15 protein-coding genes and 1 pseudogene are annotated in these 22,242 nt (G+C 35.0%); 10 read left to right on the forward strand and 6 right to left on the reverse strand.

The features are described 5' to 3' along the window. Nucleotides 1-197: 197 nt before the first annotated feature. Complete coding sequence (locus B0A66_RS00880; protein WP_089047959.1) at nt 198-2,624, forward strand: DUF5916 domain-containing protein; 2,427 nt, start codon at nt 198-200, stop codon at nt 2,622-2,624. Between the two features lie 140 nt (nt 2,625-2,764). Further along, complete coding sequence (gene gpmI / locus B0A66_RS00885; protein ID WP_089047960.1) at nt 2,765-4,282, forward strand: 2,3-bisphosphoglycerate-independent phosphoglycerate mutase; 1,518 nt, start codon at nt 2,765-2,767, stop codon at nt 4,280-4,282. Between the two features lie 69 nt (nt 4,283-4,351). On the opposite strand, the gene B0A66_RS00890 is transcribed toward gpmI, so the two are convergent. Beyond that, nucleotides 4,352-5,608 carry a DUF445 domain-containing protein gene (locus B0A66_RS00890; RefSeq protein ID WP_089047961.1) on the reverse strand — a complete coding sequence of 419 codons (1,257 nt, stop codon included), beginning with the start codon at nt 5,606-5,608 and terminating at the stop codon, nt 4,352-4,354. Nucleotides 5,609-5,800: 192 nt separating this feature from the next. Here B0A66_RS00890 and map point away from each other — a divergent pair, with 192 nt between their 5' ends. The 6 genes and pseudogenes from map to apaG all read left to right on the forward strand — a co-directional run bounded on the left by map (nt 5,801) and on the right by apaG (nt 12,690). After that, on the forward strand, nt 5,801-6,619 hold the full coding sequence (gene map, locus B0A66_RS00895) for a type I methionyl aminopeptidase (protein WP_089048143.1): 819 nt from the start codon (nt 5,801-5,803) through the stop codon (nt 6,617-6,619). Between the two features lie 74 nt (nt 6,620-6,693). Further along, nucleotides 6,694-7,068, forward strand: a pseudogene (locus B0A66_RS00900) (GxxExxY protein). A gap of 83 nt (nt 7,069-7,151) precedes the next feature. Continuing rightward, entirely contained in the window at nt 7,152-7,919 is a 768-nt protein-coding gene (locus B0A66_RS00905; RefSeq protein ID WP_089047962.1) for a class I SAM-dependent methyltransferase, read from the forward strand. A 64-nt stretch (nt 7,920-7,983) separates the two neighbouring features. Then, nucleotides 7,984-10,884 carry a DEAD/DEAH box helicase gene (locus tag B0A66_RS00910; protein ID WP_089047963.1) on the forward strand — a complete coding sequence of 967 codons (2,901 nt, stop codon included), beginning with the start codon at nt 7,984-7,986 and terminating at the stop codon, nt 10,882-10,884. Nucleotides 10,885-10,963: 79 nt separating this feature from the next. Further along, nucleotides 10,964-12,223: a type IX secretion system plug protein gene (locus tag B0A66_RS00915; protein WP_089047964.1), complete on the forward strand. Its 1,260-nt coding sequence runs from the start codon at nt 10,964-10,966 to the stop codon at nt 12,221-12,223. An 80-nt stretch (nt 12,224-12,303) separates the two neighbouring features. After that, complete coding sequence (gene apaG, locus B0A66_RS00920) at nt 12,304-12,690, forward strand: Co2+/Mg2+ efflux protein ApaG (protein WP_089047965.1); 387 nt, start codon at nt 12,304-12,306, stop codon at nt 12,688-12,690. On the opposite strand, the gene pdeM is transcribed toward apaG, so the two are convergent. From pdeM to B0A66_RS00940, 4 genes are read right to left on the reverse strand one after another with little or no spacing between them, the layout of a single operon-like run. Beyond that, nucleotides 12,687-13,322 carry a ligase-associated DNA damage response endonuclease PdeM gene (gene pdeM, locus B0A66_RS00925; RefSeq protein ID WP_089047966.1) on the reverse strand — a complete coding sequence of 212 codons (636 nt, stop codon included), beginning with the start codon at nt 13,320-13,322 and terminating at the stop codon, nt 12,687-12,689. The genes apaG and pdeM overlap by 4 nt on opposite strands. Nucleotides 13,323-13,340: 18 nt before the next feature. Next, the gene (locus B0A66_RS00930) at nt 13,341-15,800 is read right to left on the reverse strand and encodes a ligase-associated DNA damage response DEXH box helicase (protein ID WP_089047967.1); all 2,460 of its coding nucleotides are present in this window, start codon (nt 15,798-15,800) and stop codon (nt 13,341-13,343) included. 13 nt (nt 15,801-15,813) lie between these two features. Next, the gene (locus B0A66_RS00935; RefSeq protein WP_089047968.1) at nt 15,814-17,415 is read right to left on the reverse strand and encodes an ATP-dependent DNA ligase; all 1,602 of its coding nucleotides are present in this window, start codon (nt 17,413-17,415) and stop codon (nt 15,814-15,816) included. 3 nt (nt 17,416-17,418) lie between these two features. Beyond that, on the reverse strand, nt 17,419-18,444 hold the full coding sequence (locus B0A66_RS00940) for a ligase-associated DNA damage response exonuclease (protein WP_089047969.1): 1,026 nt from the start codon (nt 18,442-18,444) through the stop codon (nt 17,419-17,421). 221 nt (nt 18,445-18,665) lie between these two features. Here B0A66_RS00940 and pruA point away from each other — a divergent pair, with 221 nt between their 5' ends. After that, nucleotides 18,666-20,291: an L-glutamate gamma-semialdehyde dehydrogenase gene (pruA, locus tag B0A66_RS00945; RefSeq protein WP_089047970.1), complete on the forward strand. Its 1,626-nt coding sequence runs from the start codon at nt 18,666-18,668 to the stop codon at nt 20,289-20,291. Between the two features lie 189 nt (nt 20,292-20,480). Here pruA and B0A66_RS00950 read toward each other — a convergent pair whose 3' ends face one another. Continuing rightward, on the reverse strand, nt 20,481-20,882 hold the full coding sequence (locus tag B0A66_RS00950; RefSeq protein WP_089047971.1) for a hypothetical protein: 402 nt from the start codon (nt 20,880-20,882) through the stop codon (nt 20,481-20,483). A 307-nt stretch (nt 20,883-21,189) separates the two neighbouring features. Here B0A66_RS00950 and B0A66_RS00955 point away from each other — a divergent pair, with 307 nt between their 5' ends. After that, complete coding sequence (locus B0A66_RS00955; protein WP_165766566.1) at nt 21,190-22,242, forward strand: sensor histidine kinase; 1,053 nt, start codon at nt 21,190-21,192, stop codon at nt 22,240-22,242.

Below are 22,242 nucleotides of genomic sequence, written 5' to 3' on the forward strand. Positions count from 1 at the left end.
ATTAGCATAAAACGACAAAATAAGTAATTTTACAAAGAATTTTACCTCAAAAAAATATTTTACTATCTCAATCAGAACTGTTTAAGGGATAAATTTTACAGAGGCTTAATTTATTATGTAGACAAAAGCTGTAACAATTGTATTAAGTTGTTGTCTTTTATATTAAAAAATACCATCTATTATACCTACAACCCTGAATGAAAGCAATTGTTTTTTTTACAATCCTCTTATGCAGTTTTTATAGCTTTTCACAGAAAAAAAGCTTAGAAGCCAAATCGACTCCCCATAGCATTTCTATCGACGGAAAACTAGATGAACCCGCTTGGGAAGAAGCTGCAACTGCCTCTGATTTTATTGTATTTGAACCAGACAATGGAAAACCTGCTCCTTATGGAAAACGAACTGAAGTTAAAGTACTGTATAATAATGATGCTATTTATATTGGTGCTATAATGTACGATGATGAGCCCAATAAGGTTTTAAAAGAAATATCACAACGCGATAATTTTGGAACTGCTGACTTGTTTGGTGTTTTTATAAATGGGTTTAACGATGGTCAGCAAAACTTTCAGTTTTTCGTTTCTGCTGCTGATGTACAAGGTGATTGTATTATGACAGATGCTATTGGTGAAGATTATTCCTGGGATGCTATCTGGCTTAGCAAAGCCAAACTAACCAAAGAAGGCTGGATTGTAGAAATGAAAATTCCGTATGCGGCATTGCGCTTTTCTGACCAAAACAAACAAACCTGGGGGATTAATTTTTTTAGAGAAATAAAAAGAGAACGTAAAAAATATACTTGGAATCTGATCGATACTAAAATTGGAACTTTTACCCAGCAAAATGGTAATCTGGAAGGAATAGAAAACATCAAACCTCCTACCCGATTGTTTTTTATGCCGTATGCTTCGCATTACTTAAATGCTGCCGACGGACAAAAAACATACGGAACAATGAAGGGCGGAATGGATATTAAATATGGTATAAACGACGCGTTTACGCTTGATGCGATTTTGATTCCGGATTTCGGACAGGCAAAATATGATGATCAGATTTTAAATTTAGGTCCGTTTGAACAGCAATTCAATGAAAACAGAGCTTTTTTTACAGAAGGAACGGATTTGTTTAACAAAGGAAACATGTTCTACTCTCGAAGAATTGGAGGAAAACCTTCTATCGATCCTGATTTGAACGACAACGAAGAAATTACTGAAACGGTTCAGAGCGTCAATCTTATTAATGCGTTAAAAGTATCCGGAAGAACTAAAGCCGGATTAGGTGTTGGAATTTTAAACGCTATTACTGAAAAAACATACGCTACGATAAAAGACACTTTAACCGGAGAAACAAGAAGCGCCATTATAGAACCGCTTACCAATTATAATGTATTGGTGCTCGATCAGCGTTTTCGTAAAAATTCATCGGTATCGCTTATCAATACGAATGTTACCCGAAACGGACATTTCAGAGATGCTAACGTAACGGGAGTTGCATGGGATTTAAATACCAAAGCAAATACTTATAATTTGTCCGGAAATGTAAAATACAGCAACATCAATGAACTTGAGGTTAAAAAAGGCTTTTATTCAGCTATTGGTTTTGCAGAAACCAGCGGAAACTACCGCTACAGCGTTGGTACCGATTTCGTGTCTAAAGATTTTGACCCAAACGATTTAGGCATTAATTTCTATACTAATTATTATAACTTTTATGGTAATGCCAATTATAGAATTCTAAATCCAACCAAACTGCTGAATAAATTTAGGATCAACTATAATATGTATACCGAATTCAACAGAGAATCCGGAAAACTGCAAGACAATAGTTTCAACACTAACTTTAATCTGACTACCAAGCAAAACAATTATTACGCTGCCGGTTTTACCGTTTGGCCAACTGAGATCTACGATTACTACGAACCAAGAGCAGACAATAGATATGTTGCTATACCAAGAAAATTTGATTCCTGGGCAAGTATCTCAACCAATTACAACTACAAATTTGCACTCGATTTAAATCCGTCTGTTACGTTTTACGATCAGTCAGGGCGTATGTCGTATGGTTTTGATGTGGGACCAAGATACCGTTTTAGCGACAAGCTGCTTCTTACTTATACTTTTAGCTTTTTTAGAAGGAATAATAACAAAGGATATATTGACGCCGTTGAACAAGACAACGGAAACAGTCCGGACAACATTATTTTTGCAAACCGAAACGTAATCACCTATTCTAACACTTTAGGCGGGAAATATGCTATAAACAGCACTATGACGCTTAATCTGGCTGTACGTCAATATTGGTCGTATGCTGAAAACAAAGACATTCTAGAACTACAGCCTAACGGAACTTTAACACCTAATTCGACATATACTACCAACAAAAATTCGAGCTTCTATTCCTGGAATGCTGATTTGTCGTATTCCTGGTGGTTTGCACCCGGAAGTCAGGTTTCAGTGCTATATCGAAATAGTGCCTCGAACTTTGAGCGTGTTATTGATAAACAATTCAAAGACAACGTAAGCCACTTGCTTACCAATGATGCCTTAAAACACATTTTTTCAGTAAGTGTGAAGTATTTTATTGACTATAACGCAATTAAAAATAAGATTAGAAACAGAGGTTAGCGTGAATTTATTATAAAAAATAAAGACTTATATAATTAAATTATTATTTTTCAATACAGTTCATTTTATAAAACATAATTGTAACGTTGCTTCCTTGCACATTTTATAAATGGTTTATCTTTGTATAAAACAAAAAAATGATGAACAAAAAAGTAATACTTATGATTTTAGACGGTTGGGGAAAATCTCCTGACCCTAAAGTTTCTGCAATAGACAATGCAAATGTTCCCTTTATAAACAGTCTTTACCAAAATTACCCAAGCGCACAACTTAGAACAGATGGTTTAAACGTAGGTTTACCAGAAGGTCAAATGGGAAACAGCGAAGTAGGTCACATGAATCTTGGCGCAGGAAGAATTGTATATCAGGATTTAGCCAAAATAAACTTAGCAGTAGCACACCAGACACTTGCCAAAGAGCAAGTACTTATCGATGCTTTTACTTATGCTAAAGAAAACAATAAGAAAGTTCACTTTTTAGGATTAGTTTCTGACGGAGGTGTTCACTCGCATACGTCACACTTACGTGGATTGATCGATGCTTCTCAAGAATATGGTTTAGAGAATGTTTTCGTTCATGCTTTTACAGATGGTCGTGATGTTGATCCTAAATCTGGTGTAAAATACATTCACGATTTAGAAGAATACATTAAAGATACTCCTGTAAAAATCGCTTCTATCATTGGCCGTTACTATGCAATGGATCGTGACAGACGTTGGGAACGTGTGAAATTAGCTTACGATTTAGTAGTTAATGCACAAGGAACTCCGTCTAAAAATCCGGTAGCAAGTGTATTGGAAAGCTACGAAAAACATGTTACGGATGAATTTATCGAACCAATTGTAATGGTTGACGATAACGAAGTTCCATTAGCTACAATCATCGAAGGTGATGTGGTTATCTTCTTTAACTTCAGAACAGACAGAGGACGTGAATTAACGGAAGCGCTTTCACAGCAAGATTTTCACGAGCAAAACATGCACAAGCTAAACTTGTATTATGTAACGCTAACGAACTATGACGAAACGTACCAAAATGTAAAAGTTGTTTACAATAAAGACAACATTACAGAAACACTTGGTGAGGTTTTAGAAAAAGCGGGCAAAAAACAAATTCGTATTGCAGAAACAGAAAAATATCCTCACGTAACGTTTTTCTTTTCAGGAGGACGTGAAGTTCCTTTTGAAGGTGAAAGCAGGATTTTAAGAAATTCTCCAAAAGTAGCTACTTACGATTTAAAACCGGAAATGAGTGCTTTTGAATTGACAGATGCTCTTGTTCCTGAATTAAACAAAGGTGAAGTTGATTTTGTATGCTTGAATTTCGCTAACGGAGATATGGTTGGACATACCGGAATTATGAGTGCTGCAATCCTTGCTTGCGAAGCTGTAGATGCTTGTGTAAAACAAGTAATTACTGCTGCGCTTGAAAACGATTACACTACAATTGTAATTGCAGATCACGGAAACTGCGAAACGATGATTAATCCTGACGGAAGCCCAAATACAGCACACACAACCAATCCGGTGCCGATTATTTTAGTTGACAAACAATTAAGAAATATAAATGATGGTGTTTTAGGTGACATCGCTCCTACTATTTTAGAATTAATGGGAGTGCAACAGCCAGCTGCAATGACGTGTCATTCACTATTGTAGAAAGCATTATTATCACAAAAAAGAGAGACAAATTTTAGAATTTGTCTCTCTTTTTATTTGCTCTTTGCATCAAATAATAAAATAATGATACAATTGCTCCACACCATAAATAACAAGTCCAATAAGTCCGCCAACTAATGTTCCGTTAATACGAATGTATTGCAGGTCTTTTCCAATCTCGAGTTCCAGTTTTTCCGAAACTTCTTTACCATCCCAGCTTTTTACCGTTGAAGAGATTAAATCTCCTATTACTTCTTTATTATTTAAAAGCACAGACAGTAAATCATTCTTGATAAAATTATTAATTTTATCAATCATAACCGGATCTTCTTTAATTCCGTTTCCAAATCCCTGAATCAGGCTGGCAATACTTTTTTTGATGGAAGATTCATCCCCTTTTTCCAAATCTGTAGAAATGGACAGTTTTATTTCGTCCCAGATTCCGTTTACATAATCCTGAACTTCTTTTTTACCTGCAAATCCCAAAATCATATTATTAATCTTGATTCGCATTTCTTCAGAATTTTTAACCTTGTCCAGAAAATCATAAATATACTCGTCAATCTTAAGTCTGATTTCACTTTCCGGATTTCGGGCTTCGTTTAGAAATTCATACAATCCGTTGAAGATTCCTTCTGAAATACTTTTGTCAGCAAGACCAAAACTCAAAAAAGGAGTTGATTCTTTTACTTTTTTTCGAATCAAATCTTTGTTATTGCTTAATTCTGTTGTCATTACTTCCAAAATATTATTCAGCAACTGATCTTTAACTTGTCCTTTTTGTAAAGGTTCTAACGCTAATGCTACCCAATCTCCAAAATTAATTCCTTCGAGTTTTTCTTTGAATTGAACCTGAATGAAGCGTTTTATATCTTCATCTTTTATTGTTTTTAAAATCCCGGGGATAATATTGACTGCCACAAGACTCGCAATTTTATTAGCATTTTCATCTTGCGATAACCAATCTGAAGCTTTTGTAGCAAAATTAAATTCATCCAGTTTTATTTCTAATTTATCGCGATTCAAAAATTCTTCTGAGACAAAATTGCCCAGATTTTCGCCAATTTCATTTTTCTTAATTGGAATAATAGCCGTATGCCAAATCGGAATCCCTAACGGATGACGAAACAAGGCCACAACGGCAAACCAATCTGCAATTCCCCCTACCATCGCGGCTTCACTAAAAGCCTGCAGCATCGGAATTTTATAATAAATGGCAATGATAAACAGTAATACCGCCAGACCTAACAATGCCAAAGCATTATTTTTCATTCGGTTTAGCGCTTTCTGTTTCGATATATTTTCCTGATCTATAGTGGTTTTCATAATTTTAATAATGTTACTTACGCTAATTTACGGCTTTTCTGTCAAATATAAATTCAGATCAGCATCTGAATGTTCACAGAAACGTTGATATTCAATAGTATTCAAAAATGGAGAATCGCAATTAAATTCAAAAGCAACACAAAAAAAGTTGAGATTAAAATTGTACTTTTGCGAACTGAAAATCCGAAAAATATGATTATCCCAAAAAATAGAGAAGAAATAGAATTAATGCGCGAAAGTGCCTTAATCGTATCTAAAACATTAGGAATGATTGCTTCTGAAATAAAAGAAGGCGTTACTACATTATATCTTGACAAACGTGCTGAAGAATTTATTCGCGATCACGGTGCAGTTCCTAGTTTCCTGGGATTGTATGATTTTCCGAATTCGCTTTGTATGAGTCCAAATTCTCAGGTGGTGCACGGTATTCCAAATAATACACCTTTACAAAGTGGTGATGTTATTTCGGTAGATTGTGGTGCGTTTAAAAACGGATATCACGGTGATCATGCGTACAGTTTCGAAATTGGAGAGGTTGCTCCGGAAGTTAGAAAACTTTTAAAAGTGACTAAAGAATCACTATACTTTGGAATTAGAGAATTTAAAGCTGGTAATCGTGTTGAAGATGTTGGAAATGCGATTCAGAGATATACAGAAAATCATGGATACGGCGTTGTTCGTGAATTGGTTGGACATGGTTTAGGCAAAAAAATGCACGAAGAACCGGAAATGCCAAACTACGGAAAACGTGGCCGTGGAAAACTTTTTGTTGAAGGAATGGTTGTAGCGATCGAGCCTATGATTAACCTTGGTACAAGAAACATCAAACAACATAAAGATGGCTGGACAATTACTACAGCTGACGGAAAACCAAGTGCTCACTTCGAACACGATGTTGCTCTAATTGATGGTAAACCCGAATTGTTATCTACTTTTCAATACATCTACAAAGCTTTAGGAATCGTAAGCAATGAGGAAGATGAATTCAGGAAAGTGCCGCTAGTATTGTAACACGAATTTCACAAATTAGCACGAAATAATACTTTGTAGAAATTTCACTGAATAGAATGAAGATTGATTAAATGATGAATGAAATATACTTAAGAGAAGAGTCTTATAAAATTATTGGAATTTGCATGGAAGTCCATAAAATTTTAGGAAAAGGACATAGTGAAAAAGTTTACGGTGATGCATTAGAATACGAGTTTCAACGAAATGAGATTCCTTACAATCGTGAATTAAGATATTATATTGCTTAAAAAGACATTGTGTTACCAAGTTACTATTTTGCAGATTTTGTGATTTTCAATGAAATCATTTTAGAATTAAAGGCAATTGCAGCTCTTTCTACAAGTGAAATAAAACAAACATTAAATTATTTGGCTGCATCAAAAAATAAGCTGGGATTACTGGTAAATTTTGGAGAAGACAGCCTTAAATACAAAAGAATAATACTTTAAAAACCAAATCAAAAGTTCGTGAAATTACAGCGCAGCATTATTTCGTGTCAATCTGTGAAATTCGTGTTCAAATACATTAAACCGTGAAAAAATTATTCAAATTAGTACTTAATACAATTCCCCGTCCTATCTTAATTCGTTTGAGTTATGTAGCGCGTCCTATTTTAGCTTATTCATTAAAGGGAGATAAATTTACTGATCCTATTGACGGGAAAAGTTTTAAATCGTTCTTGCCTTATGGATACGGAAAACAACGTAATAATGTGCTTTCACCTAGTACACTTTCTTTAGAGAGACACCGTTTGCTTTGGTTGTATTTAAACGATCAGACTGATTTTTTTACAGCACCAAAAAAAGTACTTCACTTCGCACCTGAACAAGCTTTTTACAAGTTATTCCGCAAACAAAAAAACTTAGATTACACGACTACCGATTTACTTTCACCTTTGGCAGATGTAAAAGCGGATATCTGTAATTTGCCTTTTAAGGATAATGAATACGATGTGATTTTATGTAATCACGTTTTAGAGCATATTCCGGATGATACAAAAGCAATGCAGGAATTATTTCGCGTGCTGAAACCAGGCGGAATGGCTGTTCTTCAGATTCCACAGGATTTATCAAGAGAAGTTACTTTTGCTGATGATAGTATTACAGATCAAAAAGAACGTGCTAAAATTTTTGGTCAGTACGATCACGTTCGTATTTATGGCCGCGATTATTTTGATAAATTAAGAAGCATTGGTTTTATTGTAATCGAAGAAGATTATACGAATAAAATTGCACCGGAATTGGTTGAAAAATATTGTTTAGCAAAAGGAGAAATTCTTCCGCTTTGCTTTAAACAATAAAACTAAACCATTCTATTTTTTTGAGCGAATTCCCCAAATTCTACCAAAATCAAACCAATCAATCTTGGATCATACAAATTCATTTCAGTTTTGTTTTGACATCAGTTTTGAAAAAAATCTGAATGTCCATATCCCAACAGCATACATTGTTGAGAATGTTAGTGATATTAAATATTTAGACAAAAAAGCAACTAAAGGCGTTTTGGAAAGCTTTGGAATTATCTTTGAAGATTTAAATTCCAATTCTCAAAAAATCCTTACCGCCTGCGAATCTTTAAAGCCTGAATTTATTTTTAAAAAATTCGGTGCCAAAATCAAATCAGCAAAAACAATTGCTGATTTGCAAAAAGATTCTAAAATTGAATTTGCGATTCGTCAGCATTTAAAATTTCATTTAAGTTCTTTCTACAGCTTAATTGTACAGGAACAATTTCCATTATCGCTTGAATTGGGAGTCGAAAAAGATTTTTACCGTTCTCGAGTAGAAATTGATCCGCTGGATTTTGAACCTCAAATTCAATTTGACAAACATACCGAAGGCATTACGTATACCCTATCTTTAAAAGAAAACGACACTACATTTTTACCAATGGATAAAAATGTAACCATTCTTTTAGATGAACCGGGCTGGCTGATTATTAATAAAAAATTAGGAAGGCTTAAAGAGCTTAATTCTAAAAAACTGACGCCATTTTTAAAGAAAAAAGCAATTGAAATACCTTCAAAATTAGTTGATAATTATTTTAAAAATTTCATTCCTGAAATTGCTAAAAAAATAGATATCGAAGCAACCGGTTTTGAGGTTGAGCTTCGTGATACGATTATTTCATGCACGATTCAGTCTGTTTTTGATTTCTTTAAAAACTGCTATTACCTCAACCTTTATTTTGATTATAACGGTTATGTATTTGATGCCGGTAAAACTAAAAAAACGCATTCGTTTGTTGATTTCAGCACTGAAAATGAACCCCGAATTATTCAATTTAAACGTAGTGCTGACGAAGCTTCTTATACCGACAAATTAATTGAAATTGGTTTAATAAAAATCAAAAACGAATTATTTGGATTGCACTCAGAAGCTGAAAATGTTGACACTTATCTCAATATTCAATTTATTATTGATCAGAAAGAAAAGCTGGAAAGTCTTGGCTTTACGATTCAAAATTTGAAACTGGAGAGTAAAGAAATCATTGCCGGAAGTCATACCGTTTCTGCTGCAAAGGCAACCAAAGAAGATTGGTTCGACATTAAAATCATCATTACAATTGGTGATTATGTGATTAATTTCAGCGAAATCATCCCTAACATAAAAAGCAAAGAAAGACTGTTTTTACTGCCTGATGGAAATTATTTTTTAATTCCATTAGAATGGTTTAGCAAATACAGTTCACTGGCAAAATTGGCCAAAACTGAAAACGGAAATCTGCTTTTGCGTAAAAGTAACTTTGCTGCCTTAGATGCGATTCCGGAAATAGCAGACGATGTTATTCATAAGGCAGAATACGTTGCTTCTGATTTACTAAAAGCAACATTGCGACCTTATCAAATTGATGGTGTGAAATGGCTTTTGGGGCATTTTAATTCGAATTTGGGTGCCTGTCTGGCTGATGATATGGGACTTGGTAAAACATTACAAACGCTGGCTGTTCTTGTTGCAGTTCAGGAACAATTAGGTTTTACGACCAAAACCACCAATTTTGATTTATTCGCCAATGAAACTACGATAGAAAGAGAACCGCTCAAAACCTTGATCGTTCTTCCTTCCTCATTGGTTTTTAACTGGTATAACGAATCTGGAAAATTTACACCGCATTTTTCGAAGATGCAATATGTTGGCAATGACAGAAAATCTTTAGTAAGCAGATTAGAAACAACTGACTTAATTTTTACGAGCTATAGTATTGTTCACCGCGATATTTCGATTTTGGAAAAATATGATTTTCGTTATTTAATTTTAGATGAAAGTCAATACATTAAAAACAAAAATTCTAAGATTTTCAAAGCGATTAATAAAATAAGTACAGGACATAAAATTGCCTTAAGCGGTACACCAATCGAAAACTCGTTAGACGATTTATGGTCGCAAATGCAATTTATAAATCCGGATATTTTGGGCAGTTATGCTTTTTTTGCAGAGAATTTTAAAATGCCAATCGAAAAGAAACAGGACGAAGATATTTTAAACGAGCTGAAAAACCTCATCCAACCTTATATACTGAGAAGAACCAAAGAACAGGTTTTAAAAGATTTACCGGAGTTATCAGAACAGATTTATTACTGTAATATGGATCCTGAACAGGAAAAATTATACGAGAAAGAGAAATCAAAAGCGCGTAATTTTTTACTTAAAACAGATGGTTCCGGCCCTGATAAAATTAGCATCATCAATACGCTGATGAAATTAAGACAGCTGAGCAATCACCCAAAAATGGTGGATGCGGACTCTGAAATTGATTCCGGAAAATATATTGCCGTGACTAATTATCTGGAGAATTTGGTCAAAGCCAAGCAAAAAGTGATCATTTTCAGTTCATTTGTTACCAATTTAAATTTTTACACCGATTGGTGTAAGGAAAACAAAATAACGTTTTGCGAAATCACAGGCGAAACTCCTGCTGCTAAAAGAGAACAGCAAGTCAACTTGTTTCAGGAAAAAGAAGAGCCTTTGTTGTTTTTTATCTCGCTAAAAGCGGGTGGCGTTGGTTTGAATATTACTAAAGCTTCTTATGTTTTATTCTTAGATCCGTGGTGGAATCCTTTTGCCGAAAAACAAGGTGTCGGAAGGGCACATCGAATTGGACAATTGAACAAAGTAAACGTAATTCGCTTTATTTCGAAAAATACGGTAGAAGAAAAAATAATCAAATTACAAGAGAACAAAAAGCTCTTATCTGATTCCCTTCTGGAAGAAAGCTATATCAATGATGAAATCGAAGTTAATTTAGATTACATACTAGGTTCTTGATAATTTGTTCTTAAATCCAACAGAACAGCATCTTATTCGTACATAAAATTGCTATATTTACAATCTTAACGTTATTAAGATGCCAAAATTTTTAGTTCAAAACCTTCTATTGTTTTTCATTTTTACTTCTGCTACAGCGCAGGAAGTACAAACTGAAATATTGCCGCCTTATAATATTAAAACAGTTACGTTTGTTCAGGGGGGAACCAATGTTGTACCAATATTTGAACTAGGCTCTTCTTTTGAATTTCAATTTGATGATTTGTTTGGTAATGAAGCCAACTATTATTATGAAGTAACACATTGTGATTATAATTGGAAACCTACCGATATTCCAAAACTGGATTACATTCGCGGATTCGACAATCAGCGTATTATGGATTATTCCAATTCTTTTAATACCCTTCAGGTTTATTCGCATTACCGATTGGCATTTCCTAATCAATTTACAACTCAAATTCGCCTATCAGGTAATTACATGCTGAAAATTCTGAATGAAGACCGTGATGTTGTGTTTTCGAGAAAATTTATTGTTTTTGAAAATAAAGCCACCGTTTCTGCACAGGTAAAACGAAGCAGAGAAGTGAGCAATATAGCGTTCAAACAAAACCTTGATTTTTCTATTTCTTCTAATGATATTGCTTTTCAGACACCGATACAAAATGTAAAAGTGTTATTGCTTCAAAATGGGGATTTTAGTACGAGTATGAAAAATATTGTTCCGCAATATACTATCGGAAATGAGCTGGTTTATAAATACGACAAAGAAACGCAGTTTTGGGGTGGAAACGAATTTTTATATTTTGAAAACAAAGACATTCGTGCTGCCGCTAATAACGTAGGTAAAATTAATTCCAATAGCGATATTTACAGTGCTTATCTGCATACCAATGCGGCAAGAGGAAGCCAGATTTATACCGTTTATCAGGATATAAACGGAAACTTTGTTGTGAAAAACATCAATGGAGCCAGCAATGACATCGAAGCCGATTATGCCTGGGTTTACTTTAGTCTTTCTGCACCGGCATTCAGACTCAATAAAGACATTTACATTACCGGAATGTTCAACAATTACAGTTTATCTCCAGAATACAAAATGGATTATAATACTGAAAGGGATGTTTATGAAAAAGCTATTATGATCAAGCAGGGGTTTACGAGTTACGAATATAAAGTAGCAGACCGAAAAGGCATAATTGACTATGAAAATGCGATCGATGGTAACTATTATCAGACTGAAAATGAATACACAATACTTGTATATTACAGACAAAGCTCTGATCGTTATCAGCGTGTTATAGGAAAAGGAAATGCAAGCTCTGTCAATATCATCAACTAAAACATTGTTAAAGGATTTCTATTGAATGATTTTTTTTTGTATGTTTGTCATTATAACACTCACATTTATACTACTTTAGTATGGTTTCTCAGATTACACGAGGCATAAAGATATCTGTTTTAACTAGTTTTGAAGGTACTTACTTCAAAAACTACAAGATTCATTTTGCGTTTAGTTATGTAATTAAAATCGAAAATCACAGTAAAGATTCTGTTCAGTTAACCTCACGTCACTGGGAGATATTTGATTCTCTAAATGACATCGAAATCGTTGATGGAGAAGGCGTTATTGGTAAAAAACCGGTTTTAAAACCAGGTGAAGATCATACCTATAGCTCTGGATGTTTATTATCATCTCCTTATGGAGCAATGAAAGGCCATTTCAATATGGTTAATTTTACCTCAACAAAAACATTCAAAGTTATTGTTCCCACTTTTAGAATGTGTGCTCCATTTGCTCTAAATTAATTTAGCGCAATTTCGATTACTTCATCTTTGGTAATAGCATATACTTTATCATTTTCTGTAGGAATTACATAAGAATTACCTGTAAATTCTCCAAAAGCCGGAAATATTAATTGATTTGGTTTTCTAAAAAAGCAGGATAAATTCAAAAATTGTCTTCCCATTCCGCGTAATTTTATTCCGGGATGAATGTGTCCGCAAAAGTTAAAATATCCTTCTCTTTCTGTTGGATGATGTGTCAGTAAAAAATCATCAAAAATTAATTCTTTATAAATTTCAATATTCAAATCTGTGTAATATTGTTTAGAAATAATATCATGGTTACCTTCTACTAAAATGATTCGCTTCGCATGCTGCTTCGTCCATTCTGAAAAAAGATTCCATTCGTTATTGATTGTACTATGAAACAAATCTCCTAAAAAAACAATGGTTTCCGCATCAAACATTTCCAACACAGCGCTAAGACGGGTAAAGTTTTCAAAAATAGCATCCTTTGGAATTCCGATTCCGTGTTTTCTAAAATGGGCTACTTTCCCCAAGTGAACATCAGAAATGAGAAGCATCTTTTTGCTTTCCCAAAAAATGGCTCCTGACTGATGCAACGTAAAATGTTCGTTATTAATATTTATAATCATATTCAATCTAAAGTACTATTATTTCATGTAACTGGCTGTCATTTTCTTTATTCTTTCCTGCAAAGTTTCGCTGGACAATTTTTCTCTAAGTCTGTCTGTAATGATCGGAAAACTAAATGGTGTAGGCTTCATACATTGTTTCCAGACGATGGTTTGTTTATTGATTCTTTCCAACGCCTGCAGCAAACGACCTTCTTCTAACTGATGTTCGAATGTTTCTGTAAAAGCTTGCTGAAGGAGTAAATTATCAGGTTCATAATCTCTAAAAACTTCAAACAGCAATTGAGAACCGCTTTGCAAATGTTTACTCTTAATGGGTTTCCCTGGCATTCCGGTAAATACTAAACCCGCAATTACGGCAATATCTCTAAATTTTCTGCGCGCCATTTCTGTCGCATTCAGGCTTTTTTGCAAATCTTCATGTACATATTCCGTCGAAAACAAATTATTATCAAGCACTGCCTGTATGTCTATTAGCTGATCTGAAAGCAATTCGAATCCGTAATCATTGTAGGCAAGAGAAAAAGTAATGGAAGATAACAAACTAATTCGGTATGACAGAATACTCGCTAAAGCTTCATGCACAAACCGACCTTCGAAAGGATAAAAAACAGCATGATATCCTTCTCTGGTTTTAAATGTTTCTATTAAAAACTCATCGTCTCCGGGAACAATACTTTCTTTTCGCTGTCTCTCAAAAATGGGCTTCAATGCTTTTAACTCAGGAGAGAGATTTTCATTGTTAGCAGCATATAATTCTTCCCGCAACAATTCACTCATTTGTGCCGAGAAACTCATTCGCCCGCCCATCCAGCTGACTGTTCTCGACGTTTTTTTGGGATCTGCTTTTCGTACTAAAACCTGCATGTTTTTGACCCGAAATAATTCAAGTCTCTTTCCAGCAAAGGTAAATACATCTCCGGGTTTCAACTTAGAGGCAAACCATTCTTCAATGTTACCGATATAACCGCCACTCAAAAACTTAACATTCAAAGAAGCATCGCCAACAATGGTTCCGATTTGCATTCTGTGGTGCATGGCGATCAAACGACTATTGATTTTATATCGTCCGTCTTCTTCTACTTCTACTTTTTTGAATTCATCATAAGCCTGCAAACTCTGACTTCCGTTCGTGATAAAATTCAGAATCCAATTCCATTTTTCCGGTGTTATATTTTGATAACAAAAGGTATTTTTTACTTCTTCGTAAATCTCATCCGGAAAAAATCCGTCCGAAACCGCCAAAGTATTCAAGTATTGCACCAGAACATCCCAGCTATTCAAATACGGAATTCGGTCTTCTACGACATGTTGCGCAACAGCTTTTTTTAATGCAGAAGCTTCTATTAATTCCATCGCATGTGTTGCCAGAAAATAAATCACACTTTCTTTACCCGGCTGGTGACCGCTTCGACCTGCTCTTTGCAGGAAACGCGCAACGCCTTTTGGTCCCCCAATCTGAACAATACTTTCTACAGGTGCAAAATCGACTCCAAGATCAAGACTTGACGTACAGATAACGACTTTTAGTTCTTCGTTTCTAATGGCATTTTCGACCCATTGTCTTATTTCCCTGCTAATACTTCCGTGATGCATTGCCATATCTCCGGCAAATTCAGGATATTTTTCAAGAATCGCCTGATACCACATTTCGCAGGAAGAACGCACGTTTGTAAAAACCAAAGTAGTTTTACTTTTCCTGATGATTTTAGCCACCTCATCGATAAGGTGCAATCCCATGTGTCCACGCCACGGATACGTTTCCATTTTTTCAGGAAGCAACGACACTACTTTTATCTTTTTATTGATGCTGGCTTTTATCAAAACTGAGTTTTGATACGCCTCTGAATCTAATCCTAATAAAACTTGTTGTGCTAATTCCAAATTACCTATCGTAGCAGAAATTCCCCAAATGCGCATTTTAGGAGCAACGGTTTTTAATCTGGACAAGGCGAGTTCCATTTGCACACCACGTTTGGTACCTAATAATTCGTGCCATTCATCGACAACAATAGCGGTGCAGGAAGCAAATGTTTTGGCAAATTCTTTTGATGCTAAAAGTAATTGCAGACTTTCCGGTGTTGTAACCAACAAGTCCGGCATTTTTTTGCTTTGCTTCGTCCTTTCACTTTGAGACGTATCACCGGAACGAATCCCAACCGTCATTTGCAAATCCAGATCTTCTACTATTCGTTCTGCTGCCTGTTTTATTTCTACAGAAAGTGCCCGCAAAGGTGTTATCCAAATGGCTTTTAATCCGGGCTTGTGTTTATTTTTATAATCAGGATTTGCTTTTATGTAATTGAGTACGATCGGAAACCATAAAGCATACGTTTTTCCACTTCCGGTTGGAGCGTTTAGTAATCCGTTCTTGCCTTGTAAAAAAGCGGTCCAAGTTTGGGTTTGAAACGGAAAAGACTTCCATCCCTGTTTGTGAAACCAATTTTCGGCAATCGTATAAAGTTCGTCTCTGTTCATCGTATAAGATAGATTATACTATCATACTTTTTAAATCATCAATGGAATTGGCTTCTTCAATCTTTTTATCGTGTCGCCATCTCAAAATTCTTGGAAATCGGGTTGCAATACCACTTTTATGTCTTTTGGAAAGGGCAATACCTTCAAAGCCAATTTCAAAAACCAATTGCGGTGTTACGCTTCGCACAGGACCAAATCGCTCCAATGTATTCTTTTTTATAAAATCATCTACTTTTCTAAATTCAGCATCGGTTAAACCTGAATAGGCTTTTGCAAATGTTACGAGTTCTTTTTCTCCATCATCATTAGTTTGCCAAAGCGCAAAAGTATAATCTGTAAATAAATTAGAACGTCGTCCGTGTCCTCGCATGGCGTAGGTTAAAACAGCATCAATAACCAAAGGTTCTATTTTCCATTTCCACCAATCGCCTTTTTTTCTTCCTACCAAATAAGGTGAATCGTTTCGTTTTAGCATTAAGCCTTCGCTTTTCATTTCTCTGGCGCGCATTCTTTCGGCAGTAACATCTTCCCAGGAATGGAGTAAAACCCGTTCTGATAATTGAAAACAAGATGTTTTATCTTTTATCAGTTCATATAGTTTTTCGAGAAATATTCTGCGTTCTTCGTATTGTAATCTTCGGATATCTTCTCCTTCCCATTCCAGAATATCATACGCTTTTAAAATTACTGGCACTTTTTGCAGCAAACTTGCAGATATGGTTTTGCGTCCAATTCGGGCTTGTAAATCATTAAAAGTTCCTATTTCTCCCTCGGGAAAAGCTAAAATTTCGGCATCGATTACAGTTCCATTTGGAATAATACCAACCAGCGATTTAAATTCAGGATATTTATCGGTTACCAGCTCCTCACCTCTTGACCAGACATAAATTTCGTTGTCACGAATAATGGTTTGCGACCGAATCCCGTCCCATTTATGCTCTATCGACCAATCTTCCGGATTACCCAGATTCTCTACTTCTCCCTCGATAGGATAGGCCAAATAAAACGGATAGGGTTTGGATAGAAAGTCACTGCTTTTTTCATCTAAAATCAATTCCTGAAAAGTGATCGTATTCGGATCCCAATTCCCCATTAATTTGTACGCCAAAGCATCTTCCTCTACATTTTCTGCTTTGGACAAAGCTCGCGTCATTAGTTTTTGGCTTACGCCGATTCTCAGACTTCCGGTAATTAATTTGGTAAAAACAAAACGTTCGTAGTAGTTTAACGCCAGCCAATTCTGTTGGAGATATTCTTTTTTTTCAGGATCTGATTTCTTTTTTAGTGCAATGATTTCCTGAAGAAATTCGGTTAAACTTTTATCAGAATGCTCTTTGGTTGTTGGAATTATCAATGCAATCGTTTCGGCAAGATCGCCTACGATATGATAACTTTCTTCAAAAAGCCATAGCGGAATATTAGCCAGCTCATTTGCCCAAAGGCGCAATAATGTTGTATTGACAGGTCTGGGCGGACGACGATGCGAGAGAATAGCAATTGTCCAGACCTTGTCCTCCGGCGATGCGTTCTTAAAGTATAAAGTAAGTGCATCGACTTTTACGGTGGTTTTATTAGAACTGTCTAATGTTTTTATAAGTTGGGCAAAATTTTTCATTGTTTACAATTCTTTTTCTGTTTCCACTTCTTTTTCCATTTCTGCCGTTTCGCCTTCATATTGCGTTTTCTCTGTTCTGGCATCATATCCTAGTTCTCTCAAATACTTCGAAAAAATATCGGTGTAACCATGTGTACAAATTACTTTCTCTGCACCTGTAGCTTTTACGCTGTCCAGTAAGGAATACCAATCGCAATGATCGCTTAAAACAAATCCTTTATCAATAGCACGTCGTCGTCGGGCACCGCGAAACGCCATCCATCCGCTGGCTGATCCGGTTACGAAAGGTGTCATTTTCCGAATCCATATGCTGCCGTGCGCACTTGGCGGAGCGAGAACAATATTTCCCGCAAAATCTTCTTTTTTAGTTTCGCGTGTTACTAAGGTTGTGGGTGGAAAATCAACCATGGGGCGCAAAACATTCGTCATGTTTTCGATGGCGCCATGTGTGTAAATTTTTCCTATGTCTGTATCTAAGTATTTTAATAGTCGTTGTGCTTTACCAAGCGAATAGCCAAAAAGAATGGATGTCTTTCCTTCTGCTTTGTTTTCTGCCCACCAATTGTTGATTTCTGTCATTACCTCAGCTTGTGGGGTCCAGTTAAAAGCAGGCAATCCAAAAGTGCATTCGGTTATAAAAGTGTTGCATTTTACTACTTCATACGGAACCGAAATTCCATCATCCTCTGTTTTATAATCTCCTGTAAAAACCCATACTTCGCCTTTGTGTTCGACTCGAATCTGAGCACTTCCTATAATATGTCCAGCCGGATGAAGCGAAAACTTGACATTATTGATCACAAAGGTTTCTCCCCAGTCTTTTCCGGTAACGTTTATTTCTCCTAAACGATGCCGAATGATTGGAACATTGGTATGATGTGTAATATAATTTTGATGTCCCCAGCGGGAATGATCGGCATGACCGTGTGTAATAATGGCATTTTTTACAGGACGCCACGGATCAAGATAAACATCTGCCTGCTGACAGTAAATTCCTTTATCATTAAAAGCTAAAAGTGGTATTTTCATGTCGGTAACATTTAGATATTTATTAAAATTCATGGCACAGTTCTACCAAAGTTAGCTTTTAATAATAGCTTCTATTTTACAATTTCGTCTTATTAATTTATTAAATTACAACTTTTAATATTGTCTTATGAGATATTCAAAATATCATTTGTACTTTTGTACAAAAATTAGATAATTCGTAATTTTAAATTATTTCATCCCAATTTTTAAACTTAAATAACATGTTAAAAGGATTCTTTCATGTACCGAAAGCGGTAAACGAGCCAGTTAAAGCATACGCACCGAACTCGCCAGAAAAAATAGCTGTTCAGGCAGCGTATACTTCAATGTGGAACTCTAAAATCGATGTTCCATTATACATTGGTAGTGAAGAAATCAAAACTGGAAATACAAAAACAATCTCAGCTCCTCACGATCACAAACATATTGTAGGAACTTATCATTTAGCTGAAAAACAACATATCGAAAAAGCAATTGCTAATGCTCTTGAATCAAGAAAAGCATGGGCAAATATGGCATGGGAACAACGTGCTGCTATTTTCTTAAAAGCTGCTGAACTTATTGCTGGTCCATACAGAGCGCGTATCAATGCTGCAACAATGATTGGTCAGTCTAAAAATATTCACCAGGCAGAAATTGATGCTTCTTGCGAATTGATCGACTTTTTACGTTACAACGTAGAATTTATGACTCAAATCTACGGAGATCAGCCAAAATCTGATTCTACTACATGGAATCGTTTAGAGTACAGACCTCTTGAAGGTTTTGTGTACGCTATTACTCCTTTCAACTTTACTGCTATCGCTGCAAACCTTCCTGCAAGTGCTGCTATGATGGGTAACGTTGTAATCTGGAAACCAAGTGATAGCCAGGTTTTCTCTACAAAAATTATTATCGAAGTTTTCAAAGAAGCTGGTGTTCCTGATGGCGTTATCAACGTTGTTTTTGGAGATGCTTTAATGATTACAGATACTGTATTGGCAAGCCGCGATTTCGCAGGAGTTCACTTTACAGGTTCAACTCACGTATTTAAAGATATCTGGGCTAAAATTGGTGCAAACATCCACAATTATAAAACATACCCAAGAATCGTTGGAGAAACTGGTGGTAAAGATTTTATCATTGCGCATCCAAGTGCTAACGTAAAACAAGTTACTACAGGAATTACTCGTGGAGCATTTGAATTTCAAGGACAAAAATGTTCTGCTGCTTCAAGAGCTTATATTCCACAAAGTTTATGGCCTGCAGTAAAAGAACAATTAATTGCTGATGTAAAATCTATGAAAATGGGTTCTCCGGAAGATTTCGGAAACTTTATTACAGCGGTTATTCACGAAGGTTCTTTTGATAAATTAGCTGGTTTTATTGATCAGGCTAAGAAAGATGCTGATGCTGAAGTTATCATTGGAGGAAATTATGATAAATCTGTAGGGTACTTTATTGAGCCAACAGTTATTGTAACTACAAACCCAAAATATACTACAATGGAAACCGAATTATTCGGACCGGTAATTACAATCTACGTATACGAAGATGCTAAATGGGAAGAAACTTTAGAATTAGTTGATACTACTTCTGAGTACGCTTTAACAGGAGCTGTATTTAGCCAGGATCGTTACGCTATTGAAGTAGCAACTACGAAATTGCAAAATGCTGCAGGTAACTTCTACATCAATGATAAACCAACAGGAGCTGTTGTAGGTATGCAACCATTTGGTGGTGCAAGAGCATCTGGAACTAACGATAAAGCAGGTTCTGCATTGAACTTATTGCGTTGGGCTTCTCCAAGAACTATTAAAGAAACTTTTGTAACTCCAGAAGATTACAGATACCCTTTCTTAGGTTAATATTTTGTTTCCCATTTAAAAGTTTCCTGTTTTAGAAACTTTTGTCAAGATAAAAAGGTCGAATCTTATGATTCGACCTTTTGTTTTATTGTACTCTATATTTTCTCTTCGATATACAAATTCGCTATTTCTTCTAAATAATCCTCAGGATGAAAGCCTTGTGAATTGGTCAGGATAATTACAACAACATCAATTCTTTTCGATTATGATATTCCCTTCATTACTCCATACGTCAGGAATTTCGCAAATATACATAAATAACTGTTTTACCGTAATATTATGCCATGTCTTTGGCAAACTGTCTATATATTTTGAAATCGGATCTTCCAGTTTTAATTTATTATTTTCTATCAATTGTAAACCAATAATCTTGTTTTGCTGTATGATCTCTTTTATGCGCTTATTTACGGTGTTGTCTAAAATTGTGTTGTCTGGCATATAGCCAGCTTCGATCCCATCAGCAAATCTGGAAATTTTATAAGTCTCTGCATTATGACTGAACATTTTATGTTTTTTGTAGTCTTGAGAAAACAGTTGCGATGTATTCATTACAATCAGAATACAAATGGTGCTTTTAATAGTTCTTTTCATTTTTGTTTTGGTTTAATAGTTCTTCTGGCTAAAAAGGTTTTTACTTTAGTACATTGCTTAAAAACGACACTAGCACGATAATAAATTTGATCATTGTTTCTATTTTTTAGCGAATATAATAGAAGCTGTTACCTCCTTTTTTCTGAGCAAACGAAAACCTTGTTTTCGCATTTGAATACCTGATTTGCCTGTTTTATTCAATTCGTATGCTCAAATGTGGTTTTTAAAAGCAAAAACGCCTTATTTATCCCGGCGGATAAAGCTTATCTCTATATTTTATTATCTTGGCTCCCAATTAAAATACAATATGAATTTTATCAAAAAACTTGATTTTAAAAGAATTGGACTTCATTGTTTGTACTGGATCTTCTTCTTATGGTTTTACATTTCGGGAAAGTCTGATGACGAAGGTTATTTTGAATATATATTTGTCTATTTCTTTAAAATAATAGCACAGGCAACTGTTGGTTATGGTCTTATCTATTTTATTATTCCTCAAACATTAAATAAAAAGAGACCTTTACTTTTTATCTTTTCTGCTCTTAGCTGGCTGTATTTAATATTTGCGTTGTTAATGACTTTAAAATATTATTACCTCGAACCAAAATTTCCTGGCTTTTTTGATGAATGGCTTGGACATAAAATGACCGTACCTGAAAGGCTTACTTCATTTAAACTTATATTCAGAGAATTCTCTTTTATTACTTATCCTGTTATCATTTTAGGTTTTATTAGTTTTAACCGTAAACAGCAACGTCTTTTAAAACTGGAAGAAGAGAAAAAATCAATGGAACTAAAAGTCCTGAAGAATCAGCTGAATCCGCATTTTCTTTTTAATACTTTAAACAATCTCTACACGCTGACACTAAAAAAAGATGAGAAAGCACCTGAGATTATTGCTAAATTATCTGAAATTCTTGATTTTGTCCTTTACCGCTGTAATGAAGACTATGTTTCTATAGAGAAAGAAATCGCTTTGATTGAAAATTATATTGCTTTAGAGAAGTTACGATACAGTGATAATCGATTGGCTATTTCTTTTACAAAAGACATTCAGGAAAGCGTTAAAATTTCACCTTTAATCATACTGACTTTTATAGAAAATGCTTTCAAACATGGTGTAATCAATGAAACTGAAAAAGCAACTATTGCACTGCATTTAGAAAGTACACGAAATCAAATTTTGTTTACTATCGAAAATACAAAACCTCAAAATGAGTTAAGCAATGTTTCTAATAAATCCAGAATTGGATTAGAGAACGTGCGAAAACAACTGGATTTATTATATCCTAAAAAACATGAGCTCGAAATACAAGAAACACAAACCAATTACAAAGTCAAACTTTATCTTACGCTATAA

Source organism: Flavobacterium hercynium (assembly GCF_002217285.1).
Classification (GTDB): domain Bacteria; phylum Bacteroidota; class Bacteroidia; order Flavobacteriales; family Flavobacteriaceae; genus Flavobacterium; species Flavobacterium hercynium.

Coding starts and splice junctions, on each gene's coding strand:
- B0A66_RS00880 (WP_089047959.1), top strand. CDS start 198: ATGAAAGCAATTGTTTTTTTTACAATCCTCTTATGCAGTTTTTATAGC.
- gpmI (WP_089047960.1), top strand. CDS start 2,765: ATGAACAAAAAAGTAATACTTATGATTTTAGACGGTTGGGGAAAATCT.
- B0A66_RS00890 (WP_089047961.1), bottom strand. CDS start 5,608: ATGAAAACCACTATAGATCAGGAAAATATATCGAAACAGAAAGCGCTA.
- map (WP_089048143.1), top strand. CDS start 5,801: ATGATTATCCCAAAAAATAGAGAAGAAATAGAATTAATGCGCGAAAGT.
- B0A66_RS00915 (WP_089047964.1), top strand. CDS start 10,964: ATGCCAAAATTTTTAGTTCAAAACCTTCTATTGTTTTTCATTTTTACT.
- apaG (WP_089047965.1), top strand. CDS start 12,304: ATGGTTTCTCAGATTACACGAGGCATAAAGATATCTGTTTTAACTAGT.
- pdeM (WP_089047966.1), bottom strand. CDS start 13,322: ATGATTATAAATATTAATAACGAACATTTTACGTTGCATCAGTCAGGA.
- B0A66_RS00930 (WP_089047967.1), bottom strand. CDS start 15,800: ATGAACAGAGACGAACTTTATACGATTGCCGAAAATTGGTTTCACAAA.
- B0A66_RS00935 (WP_089047968.1), bottom strand. CDS start 17,415: ATGAAAAATTTTGCCCAACTTATAAAAACATTAGACAGTTCTAATAAA.
- B0A66_RS00940 (WP_089047969.1), bottom strand. CDS start 18,444: ATGAAAATACCACTTTTAGCTTTTAATGATAAAGGAATTTACTGTCAG.
- pruA (WP_089047970.1), top strand. CDS start 18,666: ATGTTAAAAGGATTCTTTCATGTACCGAAAGCGGTAAACGAGCCAGTT.
- B0A66_RS00950 (WP_089047971.1), bottom strand. CDS start 20,882: ATGAAAAGAACTATTAAAAGCACCATTTGTATTCTGATTGTAATGAAT.
- B0A66_RS00955 (WP_165766566.1), top strand. CDS start 21,190: ATGAATTTTATCAAAAAACTTGATTTTAAAAGAATTGGACTTCATTGT.